The 19096-nt window shown below is 62.2% G+C and carries 19 protein-coding genes and 1 pseudogene; 11 read left to right on the top strand and 9 right to left on the bottom strand.

The annotated features are described in order from the left end of the window. Positions 1 to 213: 213 nt before the first annotated feature. The 5 genes from ACT3S6_RS15010 to ACT3S6_RS14990 all read right to left on the bottom strand — a co-directional run bounded on the left by ACT3S6_RS15010 (position 214) and on the right by ACT3S6_RS14990 (position 4853). Complete coding sequence (locus ACT3S6_RS15010) at positions 214 to 555, bottom strand: metal-sulfur cluster assembly factor (protein WP_444555625.1); 342 nt, start codon at positions 553 to 555, stop codon at positions 214 to 216. A 2-nt stretch (positions 556 to 557) separates the two neighbouring features. Next, a complete protein-coding gene (gene sufC, locus ACT3S6_RS15005; protein WP_444555624.1) occupies positions 558 to 1316 on the bottom strand; it encodes a Fe-S cluster assembly ATPase SufC in 759 nt (252 codons plus the stop codon). Between the two features lie 65 nt (positions 1317 to 1381). Further along, the gene (gene sufD / locus ACT3S6_RS15000; RefSeq protein WP_444555623.1) at positions 1382 to 2659 is read right to left on the bottom strand and encodes a Fe-S cluster assembly protein SufD; all 1278 of its coding nucleotides are present in this window, start codon (positions 2657 to 2659) and stop codon (positions 1382 to 1384) included. A gap of 2 nt (positions 2660 to 2661) precedes the next feature. Further along, the gene (gene sufB, locus ACT3S6_RS14995) at positions 2662 to 4122 is read right to left on the bottom strand and encodes a Fe-S cluster assembly protein SufB (RefSeq protein WP_444555622.1); all 1461 of its coding nucleotides are present in this window, start codon (positions 4120 to 4122) and stop codon (positions 2662 to 2664) included. Next, complete coding sequence (locus ACT3S6_RS14990) at positions 4119 to 4853, bottom strand: helix-turn-helix transcriptional regulator (RefSeq protein WP_444555621.1); 735 nt, start codon at positions 4851 to 4853, stop codon at positions 4119 to 4121. The genes sufB and ACT3S6_RS14990 overlap by 4 nt, the downstream gene beginning before the upstream one ends. A 182-nt stretch (positions 4854 to 5035) precedes the next feature. Between ACT3S6_RS14990 and ACT3S6_RS14985 the strand changes: the two genes are divergently transcribed. The 5 genes from ACT3S6_RS14985 (at position 5036) to ACT3S6_RS14965 (ending at position 10153) form a co-directional block, all read left to right on the top strand. Then, on the top strand, positions 5036 to 5989 hold the full coding sequence (locus ACT3S6_RS14985; RefSeq protein WP_444555620.1) for an ABC transporter ATP-binding protein: 954 nt from the start codon (positions 5036 to 5038) through the stop codon (positions 5987 to 5989). Further along, positions 5982 to 6779, top strand: coding sequence for an ABC transporter permease (locus tag ACT3S6_RS14980; protein WP_444555619.1), 798 nt, complete (start codon positions 5982 to 5984; stop codon positions 6777 to 6779). The genes ACT3S6_RS14985 and ACT3S6_RS14980 overlap by 8 nt, the downstream gene beginning before the upstream one ends. Positions 6780 to 6825: 46 nt before the next feature. Beyond that, a complete protein-coding gene (locus ACT3S6_RS14975) occupies positions 6826 to 7821 on the top strand; it encodes a COX15/CtaA family protein (protein WP_444555618.1) in 996 nt (331 codons plus the stop codon). A 309-nt stretch (positions 7822 to 8130) separates the two neighbouring features. Beyond that, positions 8131 to 8829 (top strand): HAD family hydrolase, encoded by a 699-nt coding sequence (locus ACT3S6_RS14970; RefSeq protein ID WP_444555617.1) that lies wholly within the window; start codon positions 8131 to 8133, stop codon positions 8827 to 8829. A gap of 85 nt (positions 8830 to 8914) precedes the next feature. Further along, positions 8915 to 10153, top strand: coding sequence for a hypothetical protein (locus ACT3S6_RS14965; RefSeq protein ID WP_444555616.1), 1239 nt, complete (start codon positions 8915 to 8917; stop codon positions 10151 to 10153). Between the two features lie 65 nt (positions 10154 to 10218). Here ACT3S6_RS14965 and ACT3S6_RS14960 read toward each other — a convergent pair whose 3' ends face one another. Beyond that, positions 10219 to 10614: a VOC family protein gene (locus tag ACT3S6_RS14960; RefSeq protein WP_444555615.1), complete on the bottom strand. Its 396-nt coding sequence runs from the start codon at positions 10612 to 10614 to the stop codon at positions 10219 to 10221. Positions 10615 to 10782: 168 nt separating this feature from the next. On the opposite strand from ACT3S6_RS14960, the gene ACT3S6_RS14955 reads away from it, so the two are divergent. The 3 genes from ACT3S6_RS14955 to ACT3S6_RS14945 all read left to right on the top strand — a co-directional run bounded on the left by ACT3S6_RS14955 (position 10783) and on the right by ACT3S6_RS14945 (position 12909). Next, positions 10783 to 11076, top strand: coding sequence for a hypothetical protein (locus ACT3S6_RS14955; protein ID WP_444555614.1), 294 nt, complete (start codon positions 10783 to 10785; stop codon positions 11074 to 11076). Between the two features lie 71 nt (positions 11077 to 11147). Further along, a complete protein-coding gene (locus tag ACT3S6_RS14950; protein WP_444555613.1) occupies positions 11148 to 11330 on the top strand; it encodes a hypothetical protein in 183 nt (60 codons plus the stop codon). Positions 11331 to 11637: 307 nt separating this feature from the next. After that, complete coding sequence (locus ACT3S6_RS14945; protein WP_444555612.1) at positions 11638 to 12909, top strand: hypothetical protein; 1272 nt, start codon at positions 11638 to 11640, stop codon at positions 12907 to 12909. 420 nt (positions 12910 to 13329) lie between these two features. On the opposite strand, the gene ACT3S6_RS14940 is transcribed toward ACT3S6_RS14945, so the two are convergent. Genes ACT3S6_RS14940 through ACT3S6_RS14930 form a run of 3 tightly spaced genes read right to left on the bottom strand, consistent with a single transcriptional unit; the run spans position 13330 to position 16132 of the window. Then, positions 13330 to 14136, bottom strand: coding sequence for an AAA family ATPase (locus tag ACT3S6_RS14940; RefSeq protein ID WP_444555611.1), 807 nt, complete (start codon positions 14134 to 14136; stop codon positions 13330 to 13332). Continuing rightward, the gene (locus ACT3S6_RS14935) at positions 14137 to 15531 is read right to left on the bottom strand and encodes a Mu transposase C-terminal domain-containing protein (RefSeq protein WP_444555610.1); all 1395 of its coding nucleotides are present in this window, start codon (positions 15529 to 15531) and stop codon (positions 14137 to 14139) included. Between the two features lies 1 nt (position 15532). Next, positions 15533 to 16132, bottom strand: coding sequence for a recombinase family protein (locus tag ACT3S6_RS14930; protein ID WP_114384512.1), 600 nt, complete (start codon positions 16130 to 16132; stop codon positions 15533 to 15535). A gap of 390 nt (positions 16133 to 16522) precedes the next feature. On the opposite strand from ACT3S6_RS14930, the gene ACT3S6_RS14925 reads away from it, so the two are divergent. The 3 genes and pseudogenes from ACT3S6_RS14925 to ACT3S6_RS14915 form a co-directional block, all read left to right on the top strand. Beyond that, positions 16523 to 16873: a MerR family transcriptional regulator gene (locus ACT3S6_RS14925; RefSeq protein WP_019160177.1), complete on the top strand. Its 351-nt coding sequence runs from the start codon at positions 16523 to 16525 to the stop codon at positions 16871 to 16873. Between the two features lie 176 nt (positions 16874 to 17049). Continuing rightward, the gene (locus ACT3S6_RS14920) at positions 17050 to 18576 is read left to right on the top strand and encodes a SulP family inorganic anion transporter (RefSeq protein WP_055085098.1); all 1527 of its coding nucleotides are present in this window, start codon (positions 17050 to 17052) and stop codon (positions 18574 to 18576) included. Between the two features lie 215 nt (positions 18577 to 18791). Continuing rightward, positions 18792 to 19010, top strand: a pseudogene (locus ACT3S6_RS14915) (recombinase family protein); the annotation flags it as partial. Between the last annotated feature and the right edge of the window lie 86 nt (positions 19011 to 19096).

The raw sequence follows: 19096 nt of genomic DNA, 5'->3' as shown, positions 1-19096 counted from the left end.
GAACCCGCTACGCCCCAAACCCCAAACACCGGAAAAGCCCCCGGAAGAACCACCCTTCTGAGTCGAGCGTTGGAAGCACGGCTGCCTGCCAGGGAGTCAGCGAATATATCCCTTTAGACAATGAGGCTCCCACCGCTAAAAGCGGTGGGAGCCTCATCGTGGTGTTCTGTTGAAGGCTTCCTGGGAAGCCATCAACAGGATCCGGTGCTCTAACTAGATGTTGAAGCCGAGCGCACGCATCTGGTCGCGTCCATCGTCGGTGATCTTCTCAGGTCCCCACGGTGGCATCCAGACCCATGTCAGTCGGTGCTCGTCAACGACACTGCTCATCGCCTGGCCAACCTGTTCCTCGATGATGTCGGTGAGCGGGCAGGCCGCCGAAGTCAGCGTCATGTCAATGAGCAGCGCACCGTCATCGGCATACTGCAGGCCGTAGAGCAAGCCCAAGTCAACGATATTCACCCCGAGTTCAGGGTCGATAACGTCCTTCAATGCTTCCTCGACGTCCTCCAGCGGAGTGTGGGTCGAGCCACTTGCTTCGTCGGTGGTGCTCATGACTACGCCCCGACGGGGAGGAAGCGGTCGTAGCCCTCTTCCTCGAGACGGTCGGCAAGGTCCGGACCGCCCTGTTCGGCGATACGGCCATCAACGAACACGTGGACGAAGTCCGGCTTGATGTAGCGCAGGATCCGCGTGTAGTGGGTGATGAGCATGGTGCCCATCTCGCTGCCCTCCGCGGCGCGGTTCACGCCATCGGCAACGACCTTCAGCGCATCGACGTCGAGGCCGGAGTCGGTCTCGTCGAGGACGGCGAACTTGGGCTTGAAGAGCTCGAGCTGCAGGATCTCGACCCGCTTCTTCTCACCACCGGAGAAGCCTTCGTTGACGTTACGGCTGGCGAACTCCGGATCGATCTTCAAGTTGGCCATGGCCGCCTTGACGTCCTTGGTCCAGTGACGCAGGCTCGGCGCTTCGCCCTCGATGGCGGTCTTGGCCGTCCGGAGGAAGTTCGTCATGCTCACGCCGGGTACCTCGACCGGGTACTGCATGGCCAGGAAGAGGCCGGCGCGAGCACGCTTGTCGACGCTCATGGCCAACACGTCGTCGCCGTCGAGCGTGATGGTGCCCGAGGTGACGTTGTAGCGCGGGTGGCCCGCGATCGTGGAGGCCAGGGTTGACTTGCCCGAACCGTTCGGGCCCATGATGGCGTGCGTTTCACCGGTCTTGATGGTGAGGCTCACGCCCTTGAGGATTTCCTTGCTGCCCTGCTCCGTATCGATCGATACGTGCAGGTCCTTGATTTCCAGGGTAGACATTGGTGTCCGTTCTCTGACATGCCGGACTGGCCGGCGAGGTTCACTGGGGGGGGAAGGCCAAAGGCCTAGTTATCGGTCGCGGCGAGTTCCGCCTCAACCGTTTCGTTCAAGCGTTCCTGCAACTCCTCGACGCCGATCTGCTGAATGACCTCGTTGAGGAAGCCGCGCACGACGAGACGGCGAGCCGTCTTTTCGTCGATTCCGCGGGACTGGAGGTAGAACAGGTGCTCGTCGTCGAAACGACCGGTGGTGCTGGCGTGTCCGGCACCGGCGATGTTGCCGGTCTCGATCTCCAGGTTCGGGACCGAATCAGCCCGGGAACCATCGGTGAGGACCAGGTTGCGGTTGGCCTCATAGGAGTCCGTGCCTTCTGCCGCCGCGCGGATGAGCACGTCGCCCACCCACACAGTGTGTGCGTCCTTGCCCTGCAGCGCCCCCTTGTAGAGGACGTTGGAAGTGCAGTGGGGCGTGGAGTGATCGACGAACAAACGGTGTTCCAGATGCTGGCCCGGATCGGCGAAGTACAGTCCAAACATCTCCACCTTGGCACCGGTGCCAGCGAATCGTGCCGACGGCGTCAGGCGCACAAGATCACCGCCGAAGGTGACAACGATGTGCTTGATCTTCGCATTCTCGCCCACCTTGGCCTGCTGCGAACCTGCGTGGATGGCATCGTCTTCCCAAGCCTGCACGCTGACAACGGTCAACTCTGCGCCTTCTTGGACATCGAACTCGATGTTCTCAATCAGGACGGCGCTGCCTACGTGGTCGATGACGACGAGACCGCGGGAGTTTGGCTCCGCGACGACGACCAGGTGCTGGGCCGACGCTTCCATACCCGCACCGGTATAGGTGAGGGTGGCTTTCACGTCCTCGGCGTTGGCGCCGATGGTCAGCACGGAGGCCTCTGCGGCTGCGTTCCACCCGTTGGCGGAGACGCGGTCCTCGGGAATGCCGGCGGAACCGACGCGAGCGTCGTCCATGCCCACGGTTTCCAAGGTCGCGCCATCGCTGAGCTCGGTGGCCAGCGTCGGAGCGGCACCGGTGGGAGCCTTCTTATGGAGTCCACCCAGGCGCTTGAGCGGTGTGAAGCGCCAGTCTTCCTCGCGACCCGTCAGCGCCTTGAAGTCCTCCAGCTTGTAGCTGGTTAGACGGCCGGCTCGGGAAGAGTCGGGCACTCCCGCTCCACCGCCGTGGCTGTGCGCCTTGCTGGCATCACCGCCCAGCGGCGAGCTGTCCTCATTCAGTGGGGAGAGATTCTCGCCCTCTTCGGTGAATCCAGCGATGGCGGGCACGCCGTAGCGTGATTCCTTGCCAGTGGTTTCTGTTGCGGTATCAGTCATGATTAACCGACGCCTCCTTCCATCTGCAGTTCAATGAGGCGGTTCAGTTCGAGCGCGTATTCCATTGGAAGCTCCCGGGAGATCGGCTCGACGAAACCGCGTACGATCATCGCCATTGCCTCATCCTCGGCCATGCCGCGGGACATGAGGTAGAACAGCTGCTCCTCGGAAACACGCGAGACGGTTGCCTCGTGGCCCATGGTGACGTCGTCTTCGCGGACGTCAATGTACGGGTACGTGTCCGAACGGGAGATCTGGTCGACCAACAGCGCGTCGCACTCCACCGAGTTACGCGATCCCTTGGCGCCTTCGCGCACCTGGACCAACCCTCGGTAGGCCGAACGGCCGCCGTTGCGCGCCACCGACTTCGCCACGATCGTCGAGGACGTGTTCGGTGCGATGTGCACCATCTTCGAACCAGTGTCCTGGTGCTGTCCTTCGCCGGCGAAGGCGATGGAAAGGGTCTCGCCCTTGGCATGCTCGCCGACCAGGTAGACGGCCGGGTACTTCATGGTGACCTTGGAGCCGATGTTGCCATCGATCCACTCCATGGTGGCGCCCTCTTCGCAGATCGCGCGCTTGGTGACCAGGTTGTACACGTTGTTCGACCAGTTCTGGATCGTCGTGTAACGGACGCGGGCGCCCTTCTTCACGATGATCTCCACGACCGCCGAGTGCAGCGAATCCGAATCGTAGATCGGTGCCGTGCAGCCTTCGATGTAGTGGACGTAGGAATCCTCGTCCGCAATGATCAGCGTGCGTTCGAACTGACCCATGTTTTCCGTGTTGATGCGGAAGTAGGCCTGCAGCGGGATATCAACGTGTACACCCTTGGGCACGTACACGAAGGAACCGCCCGACCAGACCGCGGTGTTCAGCGAACCGAACTTGTTGTCGCCCACGGGGATGACTGAGCCGAAGTGCTCCTTGAAGACATCCTCGTGTTCCTTCAGCGCCGTATCGGTGTCCAGGAAGATGACACCCTGCTTTTCCAGATCCTCACGGAGCTGGTGGTAGACGACCTCGGACTCGTACTGTGCGGCGACACCCGAGACGAGGCGGTTCTTCTCCGCTTCCGGGATGCCGAGCTTGTCGTACGTGTTGCGGATGTCTTCCGGGAGGTCCTCCCAGCTCGTGGCCTGCTTCTCGGTGGAGCGCACGAAGTACTTGATGTTATCGAAGTCGATGCCCGAGAGGTCTGCACCCCAGGTAGGCATCGGCTTGCGACCGAAGTACTTCAAGCCCTTCAGACGCATGTTCAGCATCCATTCGGGCTCGCTCTTCTTTTGCGAGATGTCGCGAACGACTTCCTCGTTCAGGCCACGGCGCGCGTTTGCGCCGGCGTCGTTCTTATCCGACCAGCCATACTCGTAGTTCCCGATCCCCTCGAGCTCCGGATTCTTTTCCAGAATCTCGGAGAGCACACCGGGGTCGGCGGTCTCCTGTGCCATCTGATCCGTCATCTCGGCCTTTCCTGCTTTGTCAGTTTGACTCGTGTTCTCTTCTCAGCTTGCTGAGGAGTCTGGTTGCGACCCAGCGGAATGTGGGTCGTACAAACGTGTCCACCCGAGGCTAACGTCGACAGTCGGCGGACGTCGACACCCAAAAGGCGGGCAAAAACTTTGGTTTCTTCATCACAGAACACCGGGAACTCCCGGGCCAGATCCTGAATGGGGCAATGTCCCTGGCACAGCTGGATGCTCTGCAGCATCGCCGCCGGTTGGTTGAATCCCACGGCGCGCGTCGACGCAACGAACCCGTCGCCGCTGAGTGCCCCGGAAAGCGCTTCGGCCCGGTCCTCCAGGGAGTCGCCGGCCGCTTCGACGATGGGACGGTATCGCCGCTCCATTTCCGCGAAGCGGCGTTGCGCGAAGGCGGTGACCGCTTCCTCGCCGGCCACGTCGGCCAGATCGGTCAAGGCCGAGGTCGCGATGTCGAGGTAGTCGTTGCCACGCGTCGACTGGCCATGGCGGCTGAGCACATAACGTCGGGCGGGACGCCCTGCCCCGGCCGGCTGGTTGGCGACGAGTTTGACCTCGACCAAGCCATCACGACTCAAGGCATCCAAGTGGCGGCGGACCGCAGCCGGGGTGAAGCCGAGGCTTTCCCCGAGTTCCGCAGCGCTGACCGGCCCCTGGTGCAGGACGGCCTGCAACACGCGGTCGCGAGTCCGTTCCTCGGGTTCGGGCGCCACCGGGTTAGCGGCCGACGTAGCGGTCGCTTCCTGAGAGGGCAGCTGAGATGAATACACAACACAATCATGACCTAATGCGGTCGAGTGCGCCAGTAAGGTGTGACTTAGTTCCCGCAGAGCGCAAATACCGGCGCTCCGGACCCTCTGCCCGCGCCCTTCTCTACGTAACGTAGAATGCTCGGGTGACAACTACAGAACCCAGTCTCGTCGTCGAGTCCCTCCGTAAGGACTTCGGCCCGGTTGCCGCACTCGATGGCCGTATGGTCCGGGTCCTCAACGGTATCTCACTGACAGCACATCGTGGCGCGGTGACGACGTTGCTCGGATCCAATGGCGCCGGCAAATCCACCACGCTCGCCTGCGCCCAGGGACTGCTCCTTCCCGACGGCGGCACCGTCCGCCTGCTGGGTACCGATCCGGCCTCCGGAGGAAGCGCACTGCGCTCCCGGGTGGGCGTCATGCTCCAGGACGGCGGCCTACCCCCTTCGGTCAAGCCCATGACCCTCCTGCGCCACGTCGCCCGGATGTATGACCGCCCGGTCGACGTCGATGCCCTGGCCAAACGCCTTGGCATCGACTCCTTCGCGCACACCACCATCCGGCGCCTCTCAGGCGGGCAACGCCAGCGCGTCGCCTTGGCAGCCTCCCTCGTCGGAAATCCCGAAGTCGTGTTCATGGACGAACCCAGTGCAGGCCTGGACCCGCAATCACGCCAAACAGTCTTCGAACTGATCGAAGAGCTGCGCGAACGGGGCTTGTGCATCGTCCTGACGACGCATCTGATGGAAGACGCCCAGCGCCTGTCCGACTACGTCTACATCATCGACAACGGCCGCAACGTCGCCCAAGGCACCGTCGCGGATCTGACAGCCGAGGCCACTTCGGCGACGGAGAGCCGTACCCTCCATTTCACGGCCGACCCCGGCCTGCCGATCCCCCGGCTACACGACGCCGGATCACTCATCGAGGAGGCGGCGGGCCGCTACCGCGTCGAGGGGCTCCACTCCCCCGCCGGGTTGACGGAAATCACCTCCTGGTGGTCTGAACAGGGAGTCCTGCCGACCTCGATCAGCATGGAACCGAAGAACCTTGAAGACGTCTTCCTGGATATCGCCCAAGGAGGCACCCGTGGCTGACCCGACGCCCTCGCCCCTGCCCGAAGCCCCGACCACCGGTGCCCGCCGGTCCAATGCCGCCAGTCTGACCACGCGCGTCGTCCGCCACGGTGGCTACGAAACCCGCGCCATGCTCGGCAATGGCGAACAGCTGGTCCTGGCGGTCGCCCTGCCCCTGCTGGCACTGTTCGGGTTGACGTTCACCAGCATCCTCGATGGCGTTGCCGAACACCGCATCGATGCCGCCGCCCCCGGCGTGCTGGCGTTGTGCGTCATGTCCACCGCCTTCACCGGCCAGGGCATCTCCACCGGGTTCGACCGGAGATACGGTGTCCTGCGCTTCCTGGCCACGACCCCCTTGGGACGAGCCGGGTTGATCTTCGGCAAGGCCCTGGCCGTGTTGGCCGTACTGGTGGTCCAGGTCGTCCTGATTGGTGGGGTGGCGCTGTTCCTGGGGTGGCGCCCGGAACCGGCAGGCATTCCCCTGGGCGTCCTGCTGTTGATACTCGGTGCCGCTGCCTTCACCTCACTGGGCCTGCTGATTGCCGGTACCGTTCGGCCTGAAGCAACCTTGGCGATCACGAACCTGGCGTGGATCCTCCTGGCAGCAGGAGGCGGGATCCTCATTCCGGGCAGCCGCCTTCCCGGGATGCTGTCCGACATTGTTGCCGTGTTGCCCTCGTCGGCGCTCGGCGATGCACTGCGTGAGACCCTCATCAGTGGGACCATGAACATGGGGGCCATCCTGATCCTGCTCGCCTGGACGATTGCCGCAGGATTCGCCGCCACCCGCTGGTTCAAATGGAATTGACGCGCGCACAGCCAGTCGCCCCGCGTCCCGAATGGAGAAAGACAACATGACAACCCCCGTCGCCAACCACTGGACCGACCGGCTACCGCCGGCGTTGGGGCGCGGCACCCGCGCGGTTCAGACCACCTACTCCCGTGGATACAACCATCTCCCGCTATCCATCGGCCGAGGCATCCACCGGTTGGCGATCGCCTCCCTGATCACCCAATCAATCCTGATCGTCTCCGGCGGCGCCGTCCGACTGACCGCTTCCGGACTCGGCTGTTCGCAGTGGCCCAACTGCATGCCGGGGACGATGACCCCGACCCCCGAAATGGGAATCCATGGGTTGATCGAATTCGGCAACCGACTGCTGACGTTCGTCCTGGCCGCCGTGGCGATTGCCATGATCGTCTCCATCTGGCGCATACGACGCACCCACCGCACCGTGTTCTGGCTCTCCATCGCCCTGCTGTGCTTCATCCCGATCCAAGCCGTCATCGGCGGGATCACCGTATTGACGGATTTGAACCCCTGGGTCGTCAGCTTCCACTTCCTGGCGTCGATCGCCTTGGTGGCCGTGGCAACACTGCTGGTCAACCGCACCGGGAGGGAATCGCGCGGTGAAGAACTGGTGGCCCCCGGCCCCCTCACCGGAACGATGCGCTCACTGGGCTGGACCATCGCCATCACCTCGGCCCTGGCCCTGATCCTGGGAACCGTGGTCACCGGCTCGGGCCCCCACGCGGGGGATCCCTCCTCACCCCGGCACGGCTTCAACTTGTACCTCGTGACCCGCATCCATGTGGTCCCCGTGTACCTCCTGGTCATCGCAACCCTGCTGGGCCTGTATCTGGTCTACCGCACCCATGCGGCGCGGGCCCTGAAGCGCGGCTACCTCTTCCTGGTCGTTGCCGTACTGGCCCAGGGCGCCATCGGATACACCCAGTTCTTCCTCGGACTGCCCATCGCGGTCGTCCTGCTGCACATGGTAGGCACCGCATTCCTGACGGCGGCCGCCACCAATGTATGGGACCGTTCCACCGGCGTCGTTCCGCTATAGCAACGCCCCGCCGACTGCCCTGCTCCTTTCCCGCGGTGAAGCAACGGGACCTTCTGGTTTCCAGCCCTGGTCAGGTGCAGGATCACGCCCCGAGTTCCCGGGCTTGCAGCCGGCCGCTCCTCCCGGTGCTCCATGAGAGTGCGGATATTGCCCCGGTGTCGTTTTTCGAAGACGACTACAAGGAAGCCCGGAGTCTTCTGCACAACGATTCCGTGTCTGTTTGGGCAACGGCTTGCGGGACGGCTGGCTAGGAATGTTGAAAGAAGGCAACACAGATGAGTGAATTGCGACGACGGCTAGTCTGAGTGCATGGAATTTCGAGCCGTTCTATTCGATCTGGACAACACTCTGTTCGACCATCTGACATCAGCACGTGGTGGCTTGGATACATTCGTTCGGAGTTTTGGCGTCGAGCTGACACCTGATCTTTCGAATTCGTGGTTTGAGATTGAACAGGCCAACTACGATCTTTTCCTATCAGGTGAGCTCAGTTTTCATGCACAGCGCCGCGAACGACTCCGCCAGTTCCTTCCCCTGATAGGGCATCCGGGTCCGGTTGGCGCCACTGAGCTTGACGAAGTGTTCGCCATTTACCTGCGAAGTTATGAGGAAGCATGGACTGCGTTTCCAGACGCCGTGCCGACCCTGGAGCTGCTAAGAAGTTCCGGTACCACGGTCGGCGTCATCACCAACGGCAACCACGAGCAACAAGCGAAGAAGATCAAAAGGATCGGCATCGAACCCCTCCTCGATCTATTCTTCAGTTCTGAACAAATGGGCCATGCTAAACCCACAAGTTCAGCATTCATCTTGCCGTGCGAGAAGATGGGGATTTCCCCAAGCCAGGTACTTTACGTCGGTGACAACTTCCGTGTGGATATCGAAGGGGCACGAGCCGCAGGCCTTCAAGCCATACACCTTGACCGGGAGGATGCCGGTCAGCCGATGACTCTGCGTAGCCTGACGGATCTCGTCCCGTTGCTAAAGATCGAAGCGACTGCTCCGTAACCGGAACGGTGACCGGTCAGGGATCCCGTTCTGGGCTCAACTCACCCTGACACGTAGAGCCCCCGCCGATACCTCAGCAGCGAGAATGGACGAGGAAGAGGAGGCCAGCATGGCGTATGGGTCGGCGCGCGACTTGCCGAAGTTCAAAGAGATGGAGTTGCAACTGGCAGGACTGCGGCGGTTCAAGTTCCTCATCTCTAAGGAACAGCGTCACCTGCTGACAGACGTCTCAGCCCAACTGGACCGCATCACGAGCACTGTTGACGCCTTCTACGTACTCCTCGGTCCTCGACATTGGGTCTTCCATGACGACCTGCCGGTCGATGACCTGGCCGGCCTTGTGGCCAATCACCAGGACGATCCGGAGCGTGCGGAGCAAGCCTTCATCGCTTGGTACCAGGACAAGGATCGCCTGTCTCATCTGGTGCGACGACTCAATGTGCACCCTGATTTACGCGCACGCATGCATCTGCTGAGGTCGGCGCTGGAGGATTACCAAGCTCAGCGCTACTACGCCGTAGTCCACGTCTTGCTCAGCGTCATGGATGGCTTCGTGAACGACCTCAATCCGGCCTGCCGCAAAGGTCTGCATGCCCGCGAGCCGCAGGAGATGGACGCCTGGGACAGCGTTGTGGGCCACCACTTGGGACTCAGTGCAGCGCATGCGACCTTCGCCAAGTCCAGCAAGGGACGCAACGACGAGCCAGTCTATGAGTTGTACCGCAACGGCATCGTGCACGGGATGCTGACCAACTACAACAGCAGCGTCGTCGCGACCAAAGCCTGGAATCGACTCTTCGCCGTGGCGGACTGGGCGCGCTCCTTGGAGGCCCAAGAGCAAGAGACAGCGAAGCCGCCCGACCCGACGTGGAAAGACCTCGCAACTCAACTTGCTGCCAACACCGAGACGAAAGCTGCACTGGCGGAGTTCGTGCCCATTGCCCTGACCTCAGATGATCACGCATCACTCGCCGCTCACCCGGTCTATGTGGCGTCTACTAGATACCTCGACGCCTGGAAGCGGAAGAACTACGGACACATGGCCCAGGTGATCACGACTCTGGGCCAGACAGTCGGCCCTGGAGACGTGCGGTTGGACTATCAAGGGCACTCGCTGGATGACTACTCCCTCAAGTCGCTGGTGCACAGCGCCGCCGCGATCTGCACCGTTCGCCTTCACGTCGTCGTCAACGGCACGCCCGGCTCTCCAGAGATGAGGTGGGTGCGTGAGGGGAGCGATGGGCGTGCGGCTGCGCCGAATGAAGACGGCGAGTGGCGCCTGATGTGGTGGGGCGCCGCGCATATGACGCGGGATGCTGAGTAGGGAAGCGAATTAGTCGCGAGAGGGAACCCCAAATGGGCATCCCGGAGTGACGTGACCGGCAGCTCTCAGCTATTGGTTGTTGTCCGCCAACTTCTCCAGCCCGACCACTCGGCCGCCTCAATGACGCAGAACCGGTTTCCCTCGGGGTCTTGCATGATGACGTAATCTTCATCGTCGGGGCATCGACCCCAATCCACCTTGGTGGCACCGAGAACAGTAAGTCGGTGAACTTCGGCCGCCTGGTCCTCCGCGTACAAGTCCAGATGAATGCGAGGTGGCAATATCCGCTCAGAGCGGTGCGCGTCGAGGGAGACATTCGGACCTATTCCATCGGTGGGGAATAACAGTGCGAAGTCATCATCAATCGGCTCTCGCACAGTGTAATTGAGAGCATCAGACCAAAATTGAATCTGCTCTTGCAGGTCGCTCACACGAATGACAATGGACCCAACAACAAGCATTCCATAACCGTAGGTCGAGTGGAGTGACGCCGCAAGCGGAACCCTCGTCGGGACGCCAGCTTGCGAGCGTGGCCGGCCGGGATCTCTCGGCTGATCCACCGCCGGACGCTACCTACTGACGGCAGCCGAGACCTGATGGTCCTTCCGGAATCAGACTAAAGTCGCCACATGGACAACTTTGAAGTCGCGATTGACCACGAGCTGTTCCGCATCAGCGAAAGGTACCAACCAAGCGGGAGCCTCAGCTATGACTTTGCTTGGCTGAATGGTCCAGCTGGGGGAACTTACGGCTTTACTGTCGGCATAACGGGCACCGATTCCAACGACGTTTCGCGAATGTCCTCCGAAGAGCTCGTCGAGGAAGCTCGCCTTTTCGTAGAAGCCTTCTATGGCGCTGGCGGTATCGGAGCAGAAGATTTCCCTGATCACGTGCCAGCAAAGAACCGTGGAGGAAAAGGCTGACAGCGAGTCCCTCAGCGGGAACCCCATGGGAGGCAACTGTTCTCGTGTTGAATAAGGCCTATCGTTGTTGAATGGCAATGAAAGACGAGTTCGGGTATCCGCTCAAAATCGATGCTATTGACCGCTACATGCCCCCGGTTGAGCTCCCTCCTTCGACCACACCTGAGGAACACGCTCGCCATGCAGATGCCTATTCTGCCTACCAAGAACGCTTCCTTCGGGCGTCCAAGGAACGCCGCAACAACAAGGAGTGAATTCGACTCTGCGAATCCTCGCCTCCTGCGCCTCAATAGCCGAGGGCTCAACGGGACGGTATTCGCGGCTTGACAGCCGAATAGACACTCTGCGGCACAACGAAGGCTGTATAGAATGCCATTATCCGCCCTACAGCTTGTGGTTTTGCTCCTCTAAACTCCGGACGAAACCGCCCAATGCAGCCAATCATCGGGCTATCTACCAGATGAACGTGAACTCGGCGGATTGGACAATTGCGCTCTAATCTCTCGACCAACTGCAACAGGGAATGGCCACGCGAGTGGCAACTTCTGAGAGTCTGGGCGTATGACCGCGACAATTCCTGAGTTCACTGACAGCTACTCCGACGACATGATCTTCTTGCAGACGGTTCGCCGATCTCTACTGCGACACCCTCTCGAATATCACTATCCGAAGATCTTGGATGCCACCCTCGCTCGCCTGCATGCTGTGATGTTGGTCGGGAATGTCGAGAACGCAATCAACCAGGAACATGAGCGCACGGGCGATTCGAAACTGAAGGATTATCTCAAACCCAATGGTCAAAATAACAAAAAGAAGGTGGAATCGCTGCGATCGTATTTGGAAGGACGGATCGGCGGAGCAGTGGACACGGAAATACTCGAGGACTATCTCGCCATCAAGAACTTTCGCAACGGCATAATCCACTCAGATCGAAGGACGGGTGAGAAGGCTGAACATGTGGCTTCGCGCGGAATTTCGCTCGACAGTCGGGAGCTTAACTTGGACCACCTCCACCGTTTTGCTCAGGTTGATCAGGCGATGACTATGTACCTTGGAATGTCGCACCTGTTGGAAGTGGTCGGCGCTCCCGGTGAAGCACTTAATCCGACGGAGTTACCGGCAAGCCGTATTGCGTCTGACGAGGCTGTTTCGGCACCGTACTCATTTGACGAATTTATTCGATTTCATAAAAGTAACTTGGATAAGGTCGGCTCGAGTTGGGTAAGCCTTCTCGTTGAGATGGACGAGCTGTCGGGACCAGACTTCGTCAGAGAAGTGCGAGCTGGGAACGTAGACGGCGATGTGGGCGAGCGCGTTCGAGGTTGGGGTCGCACGGCGGAATACTCCTGGAACGAGATTGTGCGGCTGTGGCCGGACGATTCGGCGCAGCGTCTCGTTGATGACTCGAAGTACCGAGCTGAATTGCTCCATAGGATGAGGTCCCTCGCAGCAGACGGCGCGTTCCCTGTGCAGAGCCTTCCCAGAAGTGCCTACGCCGTGCTCTGGCGCGCGGCTTTTTCGCACGATGCGCCCGGCGAGAATGAATACTTCCGACTATTCGACGGAACGACCTCTCTGACAGGTTTTCAGCTCTTGGAGACTTATGCGGTGGGCGGCGTAGCCTATGATCTGATTTCGAATTTAGGCATGGGGTGGATTTGGCCACTACTCGCTATCAGTGGCACTGAAGAAGCCGTTGGAAAGGCTAACGCCTTCATCGAAGTTTTCGAGTTGGCTCGCACCTGGTATTCAGCGATCGAACGAAATGAAGGGATAGACGATCACGATAAGGAGACGGTGGAGATGTATCGTCGCGGAGTTGCTGCCACTTAGGTTTAGCTTCTGGCCTCTTATCCGGAGCTTTCGCTGCATTTTCGTGGGGCGGTGAGGGGTTCCTGGTGGGCTCACCGGAAATGCACACCGAATGCATTTGGCTACGGTGTTGTATGGCTACTAGTGTTCCATTCCTTGACCGCCGGCCCAAGATCGGTACAGGGGTTGGCGCTAGGGTCAGATACCAGAAATACGCTAGGAAGCTCAGCGCTCTCTAGCGTTGTCAGCCAAACAACCCGCGATGTGAACACCTGAGATGCTCCACACTCATACGCTCAAGCCCCTAAATCGGTTCCGGGAGACAGCGGTGTCCACCGTCTCGTAAGCCGGTCCTTCACCGGAAACGACAGCTCGAAACAATAGCTACCGAGAGCGCCAAGCCTGTGGAGTTGATCGGTGAATGGCGTGCTTCTGGTGGCGTTAGCTGGTGATGAGGGTGCTGGCGGCTGCTTCGATGACGTCGTCGGTGATGGTGTCGAGTTGGTTGATCTTCAGGACGCGTCCGATTTGGGGGAAGAGGCGTTCGAGGAGGCGGAAGTTGCCTCTGGTGATGCGTTCGATCGCGGCGATGGCTTGGGCGTCGGTGAAGTCGTCGGGGTCGAGGGTGCGGCCGAGGCGTTTCCAGTGGCGGGTCAGGACGAAAAGTAGTTCTTCGCGTGCGAGGGCGCGGTAGCGGTGGGAGAACCCGAGGCGACTGTAGAGCTGGGGGTAGTGGCGGAAGCGTTGGTCGATGCCGGGCATCCCGATGAACATGAGGGCGACGTGGTGGCGGTCGTGGAGGTCTCGGAGGAGTTCGAGTGAGGTCGGCGTGAGTCGTTCGGCCTCGTCGATGATGATCAGTTCGGTGAAGTCGATGGTGCGGGGAACGTCGGTGGTCGTGATCTTCCCGATCGCGCAGAGGTGCTCGTAGATCAGGACTCCGACCTTCCCGCGGTAGAACTCGATATCGCGCATGAGATCGCGGTGCTTGGCGAGGACCTCGGGGGTGTAGAACACGGTGCGGGAGCGGTGGGCGGCGGCGTAGTGCTTTAGGTCGGCCTCGCTGCGTGGCCCCCAGGCCTGGATGAAGGGTTCGAGGGTGTCCCAGTGGGCGTACCGGCGGGCGGACTGCGTCTTGCCGACGCCGGCCTCGCCGTGGCAGATGCCGATGGTGACGTCCTTGCGGATGGTGCCGGCGAACTCGGTGAAGCGGCGGTGTTCCTTGGTGACGATGAAGTCGCGGTTCATCTACTCGTCCTCTTCGTAGGTCTTCAGGCGCTTCCTGGGCCGTCGCGCGGGAGCGGGCGGCGTGGGCGCATCGTAAGGGGGTCGTGGAGTCGTGGGGATGCGGTCGTTGATGTCCTTGCGTAGCTGCCGGCGGCGGGCTCGTCGGGCGGTTTCGATGTCGTGGAGGCTGTAGCGCTGGTTGGGGTGGGCTTCGTCGATCGCTGTGCACACGAAGGTGTCGTGGTCGTGGACACGGATCTCGGACAGGTCCCGGGGGTCGTAGCGGATGGTGACCGTGCGTCCGACGAACGAGGCGAGCGTGGGCGAGAGGTAGCGCTGGCCTTGGAAGTGGATCCCGTCGCGCTGGACGGTGCGATGCTTGGAGACCCGCAGAAGCAGCCCGTCGAGCTCCTCGAGACTCTCGGGTAGTCGCGGCAGCCATCCCTCAGCGATCCAGGCCGCCTTTGGGCTCGTGCGGATCGCGGTGTGCGTGCGCTGGTTGTACTGGCCGACGAACTCCCCGACGGCCCGGTCGAGACCAGGAAGGACCAGCACCGGCACTGGATGTGGGTTTCCAGGGGTGAGGCGCCCGGGCAGGGTCGCGAGCAGTTCGGTGTTGACGGTGTGGAAGAACCGCTCGATCTTTCCTCTTCCCTGGGGGCGGGCGACCGTGGAGTGGATGATTCGGATCTTCAACGCGATCGCGGTGTACTCGAGGTGATGGCTGGTGAAGTCGCTGCCGTGGTCGACGTAGAGGACGTCTGGGATGCCGCAGATCGGCCAGGCGGGGTCACTCTTGGGCCAGATCGCTTGGCGCAACGCCAGCGCGGTGTTCATCGCCGAGGGCGCGCCCTCGAAGACCATGTACCCGCAGATCGCCCGCGAGTAGTCATCCATGACCGTGGTCAGCCACGGCCTGGATGGTCTCCCGCTGGGGTCCTTGATGAGGATGTCGAGCTCGGTGTGGTCGACCTGCCACAGGGCATTGGGACGCTCAGCGCGGTGGCGGAAGACGAGCTCATGGCGGTCCCGGTAGGATGCTGGCCCCTCGAGAGCGAGCGTCACCATCCCGGGATCCAGTGCCTGCACGATCGACCGCACCGTCGCGTAGCTCGGCGTACTCACGCTTCTTCGTGCGGCCTCGGCTGCGGTCAGGCGGTGCAGTGTCGCGATGCTGGGGCGGGGCTTGGTCAGAGCCAGGTGCTCCACGAAAGCCACCAGCTCAGGCGCGGTGCGCCGCACGCCAGCATCGGCGCGCTGTGCCCGCTCAAGAGCCGAGATGCCACCAGCCCGGTAGAGGCTGTGCCAACGCGAGAGCGTTCGCTCTCCCACCCCGGCCTCCCGCGCGAGACTCGCCAGCGGGATGCCGTCTTCGACGTGGAGCCGCAGAATCTTCCACTTCTGCGACCCGTCCATGTCACGCCTGCGCGATGCTCTCGCGAGCGGCAGCGTCCCGCTGGTGGCGGTACAGCGTCGCCCGAGACCACCCCACCAGGCGCGCCGCCCCCTCAGCGGTGCAACCCTTCGCTCTCTCTTCGGCAGCGATCGCCAGTTTGCGATCCACGACCTCGGGATTCACGGGCGGCCGGCCGAACTTCGTGCCCTGAGCGCGGGCTGCTGCGATCCCCGCGTTGACACGCTCGGTGATCAGCTCGCGTTCGTACTCCGCTAGCGTTGCCAGCATACCGAGCATGAGCCGACCCGACGACGTCTCAGGATCGATCCCGTCGGAGACCGACCGGATCTTCACGCCGCGATCCCGGAGCAGGTTCACGGTGTTGAGCACATCGATGAGCGACCGGCCCAGTCGATCGATCCGCCAGACCACCACCGTGTCCTCAGGCTCCGCATAGGCCAGGAGCTTCTTCATGCCCGGACGCTCCGCCGCGCTCTTCGCCCCGGACGTTACGTCCGAGAACACATCCCGCTTCTGCACCCCTGCCGCAAGAAGAGCGTCAAGCTGCAGCGCCGGGTCCTGCCCCGCCGTCGACACCCGCGTGTACCCCAGAAGTCTCATGACGACATCATGCCTCATAAAGCACATTCACCGGAAGGTCTGAGACAGAACGCGGTGCGACGACTTTACGAGACACCATGGGCCTCCCGTCGACCCAGCTCGTGCCGGCGCCGTAGTCACCAAACGCGGCGTCGCGTAAAGCTGTAGATTCTTGAGGCGCCACCAGCTTGCCACCTTGTGGAAGGGCGGCGATTGCTTGGCGCGAAGCGCTTTCGCCTTGAACTATCCGCGTCGACGTAATCTGGGGCCGACTCTGAGCGCGACTGTGACGTAGCGGTAGAGTTGGTGCCTGCTTGCCGGGCGGCAGAACGCGGGCGCCTGCGTTCAGGCGTCATGGCGAGCAAGGGCTAGTGGAAGGGTGAAGCAGTGGGGCAAGCGCAGGAGCAAGACATGGACACGATGCAGATCGGTGAGGTCGCCGAACGCACCGGGCTGTCGATGCGCACTATCCGCCACTACGACAATGTAGGGCTGGCGCCGCCCTCGGCCCGCAGTGAGGGCGGATTTCGGCTCTACACCCAGGCCGACGTCGAGCGGCTCAACTACGTCCGGCGGATCACTCCGCTGGGATTCAGCCTGGAGGAGACCGCCGAGATCCTCGCCATTCTGGAGGCCAAGGAACCGGTCGAGGCCACTGCCGCGTACTTGGAAAGGGTCCGGGTGGCCCGGGAGAAGATGGCCCGCAAACTGCGCCAAGCCGACGAGCTCATCGACGCCCTGCAGGACCGCGTCCACGACTAAACCTGCCCCCCCGCTGGCGGAGCGAGGTGGGCCAGCAGCCAGACTCTACCCTCACGTTAGGGTAGAGTTAGTGTCGAAACTTTTCCCGGTGACTACCTGATGCCCCGCCCCTTGGGCGGCCGGGCTGCCTCGTAAGGCCGGGGTCCTTCTTGTTCACGACCTGATGGGAGACCTGCGTGTCCACCACAATCCACACCGCCCCGCCGGCGAATGCCACCCCCGAAGAACGCCAATCCGTCCTGGCGACCCTGAAGCGCCCGCGCTGGCTGAAGACCGAGGTGCTGGCCGGCCTGATCGTCGCGCTGGCGTTGATCCCTGAGGCCATCGCGTTCTCGCTGATCGCCGGGGTGGACCCGCAGGTGGGTCTGTTCGCTGCCGCCACGATGGCCATGTCCATCGCCTTCCTGGGTGGGCGGCCGGCGATGATTTCTGCGGCCACCGCGGCCACCGCTCTGGTGATCGCCCCGCTGATGGCCTCGCACGGGCTGGACTACTTCCTCGTCGCGGTCATCCTTGCCGGTGTCTTCCAGGTGATCCTCGGGGTGCTCGGGGTGGGCAAGCTGATGCGCTTCATCCCCCGGTCGGTGATGGTCGGCTTCGTCAACGCCTTGGGCATCTTGATCTTCACCTCCCAGCTACCAGACCTGATCGGCGTCCCGTGGCTGGTCTACCCGCTCACCGCCGCCGGCCTGGCGATCATCTACCTGCTGCCACGGATCACCACGGTCGTCCCAGCCCCGCTGATCTCGATCATCGTTGTCACCGCTCTGGCCCTGGTCTTCGCACTCAACGTGCCCACCGTCGGGGACAAGGGTCAGCTGCCCGACGCCCTGCCCACCCTGTTCCTGCCTGACGTGCCCTTCACCCTGGAGACCTTCCAGATCGTCGCCCCCTACGCACTGGGCATGGCCCTCGTCGGGCTGCTGGAATCCCTGATGACGGCCAAGCTGGTCGATGACATCACCGACACCCGCTCGAACAAGGTCCGCGAGTCCTGGGGCCAGGGCGCGGCGAACATCATCAGCGGCTTCTTCGGCGGAATGGGCGGCTGCGCGATGGTCGGGCAGACCATGATCAACGTCAAGGCCTCCGGGGCCCGCACCCGGATTTCCACCTTCCTGGCCGGCGTCTTAGTCCTGGTGTTGGCCGTGTCCCTCGGGGAGGTAGTGGCGCTGATCCCGATGGCCGCCCTGGTCGCGGTGATGATCTTCGTGTCGATCGCCACCTTCGACTGGCACTCCGTCCGTCCCTCAACGCTGAAAATGATGCCCAAGTCCGAGACCATCGTCATGGTAGTCACCGTCATCGCGACCGTCGCCACCCACAACCTAGCCGTCGGCGTCGGGCTCGGGGTGCTCACCGCGATGGTGCTCTTCGCCCGCAGGGTCGCGCACTTCGCCACCGTCACGCGCACCGTCAAGGGCGAGGGCGAGCAGGCCGTAGCTCGGTACACCGTGGACGGGGAACTGTTCTGGGCCTCCTCCAACGACCTCTACACCCAGTTCGAGTACGCCGAGGACCCTCAGCGCATCGTCATCGACCTGACGACCTCACACCTGTGGGATGCCTCGACCATCGCCGCACTAGATTCCGTGGAGGACAAGTACCGCCACTACGGCAAGAACGTCGAGGTCATCGGCCTCAACGAGGCCAGCCAAAACATGCGCAACCGCATGTCCGGCAAGCTCGGCGCCGGACACTAAACCACCACGCACCCTCCCCGCGCCCGAGGCTCACACGCTGGACCAGTATTCGCACGTGTCAGCGCGGGGCCCCGCTGTGGCCGGGAGTGCGCCACCGAGCGATCACAGAACGCCGCCATTCATCGCCAAACTTCACACGCCAAGCCATCACCGTCCCGTAAGACCCGTCCGGCGAGTCGTCCGGTGACGGGTCCCTATGCGACACACTGATCTGCATGTCTGAGATCATCATCGGCTATGCACGCGTGTCCACGGAAGAGCAAGACCTCACCGCGCAGCGTGATGCCCTAGCAGCCCTGGGCGTCACCTCGGAACGCATCTATGTTGATCATGGGTTTACCGGCACCAACAAGAATCGTGCCGGCCTACGCGACGCCTTGGCCGCATGCCGAGCGGGGGATACCTTCGTCGTTACCAAGCTGGATCGCCTAGCTGTACTGCCCATAGACGTTAGTTAAGCGGCTGATTGGTGGCTGGTTCCCGATTGCAGTGTGGGGCCTGTGGTGATTGTACGCATGGT

The organism is Arthrobacter sp. AOP36-C1-22 (assembly GCF_052377515.1).
In the GTDB taxonomy this organism is placed as follows: domain Bacteria; phylum Actinomycetota; class Actinomycetes; order Actinomycetales; family Micrococcaceae; genus Arthrobacter_H.
Note: the sequence above shows the minus strand (reverse complement) of the source record. Positions and strands in the feature narration are given on the sequence as shown.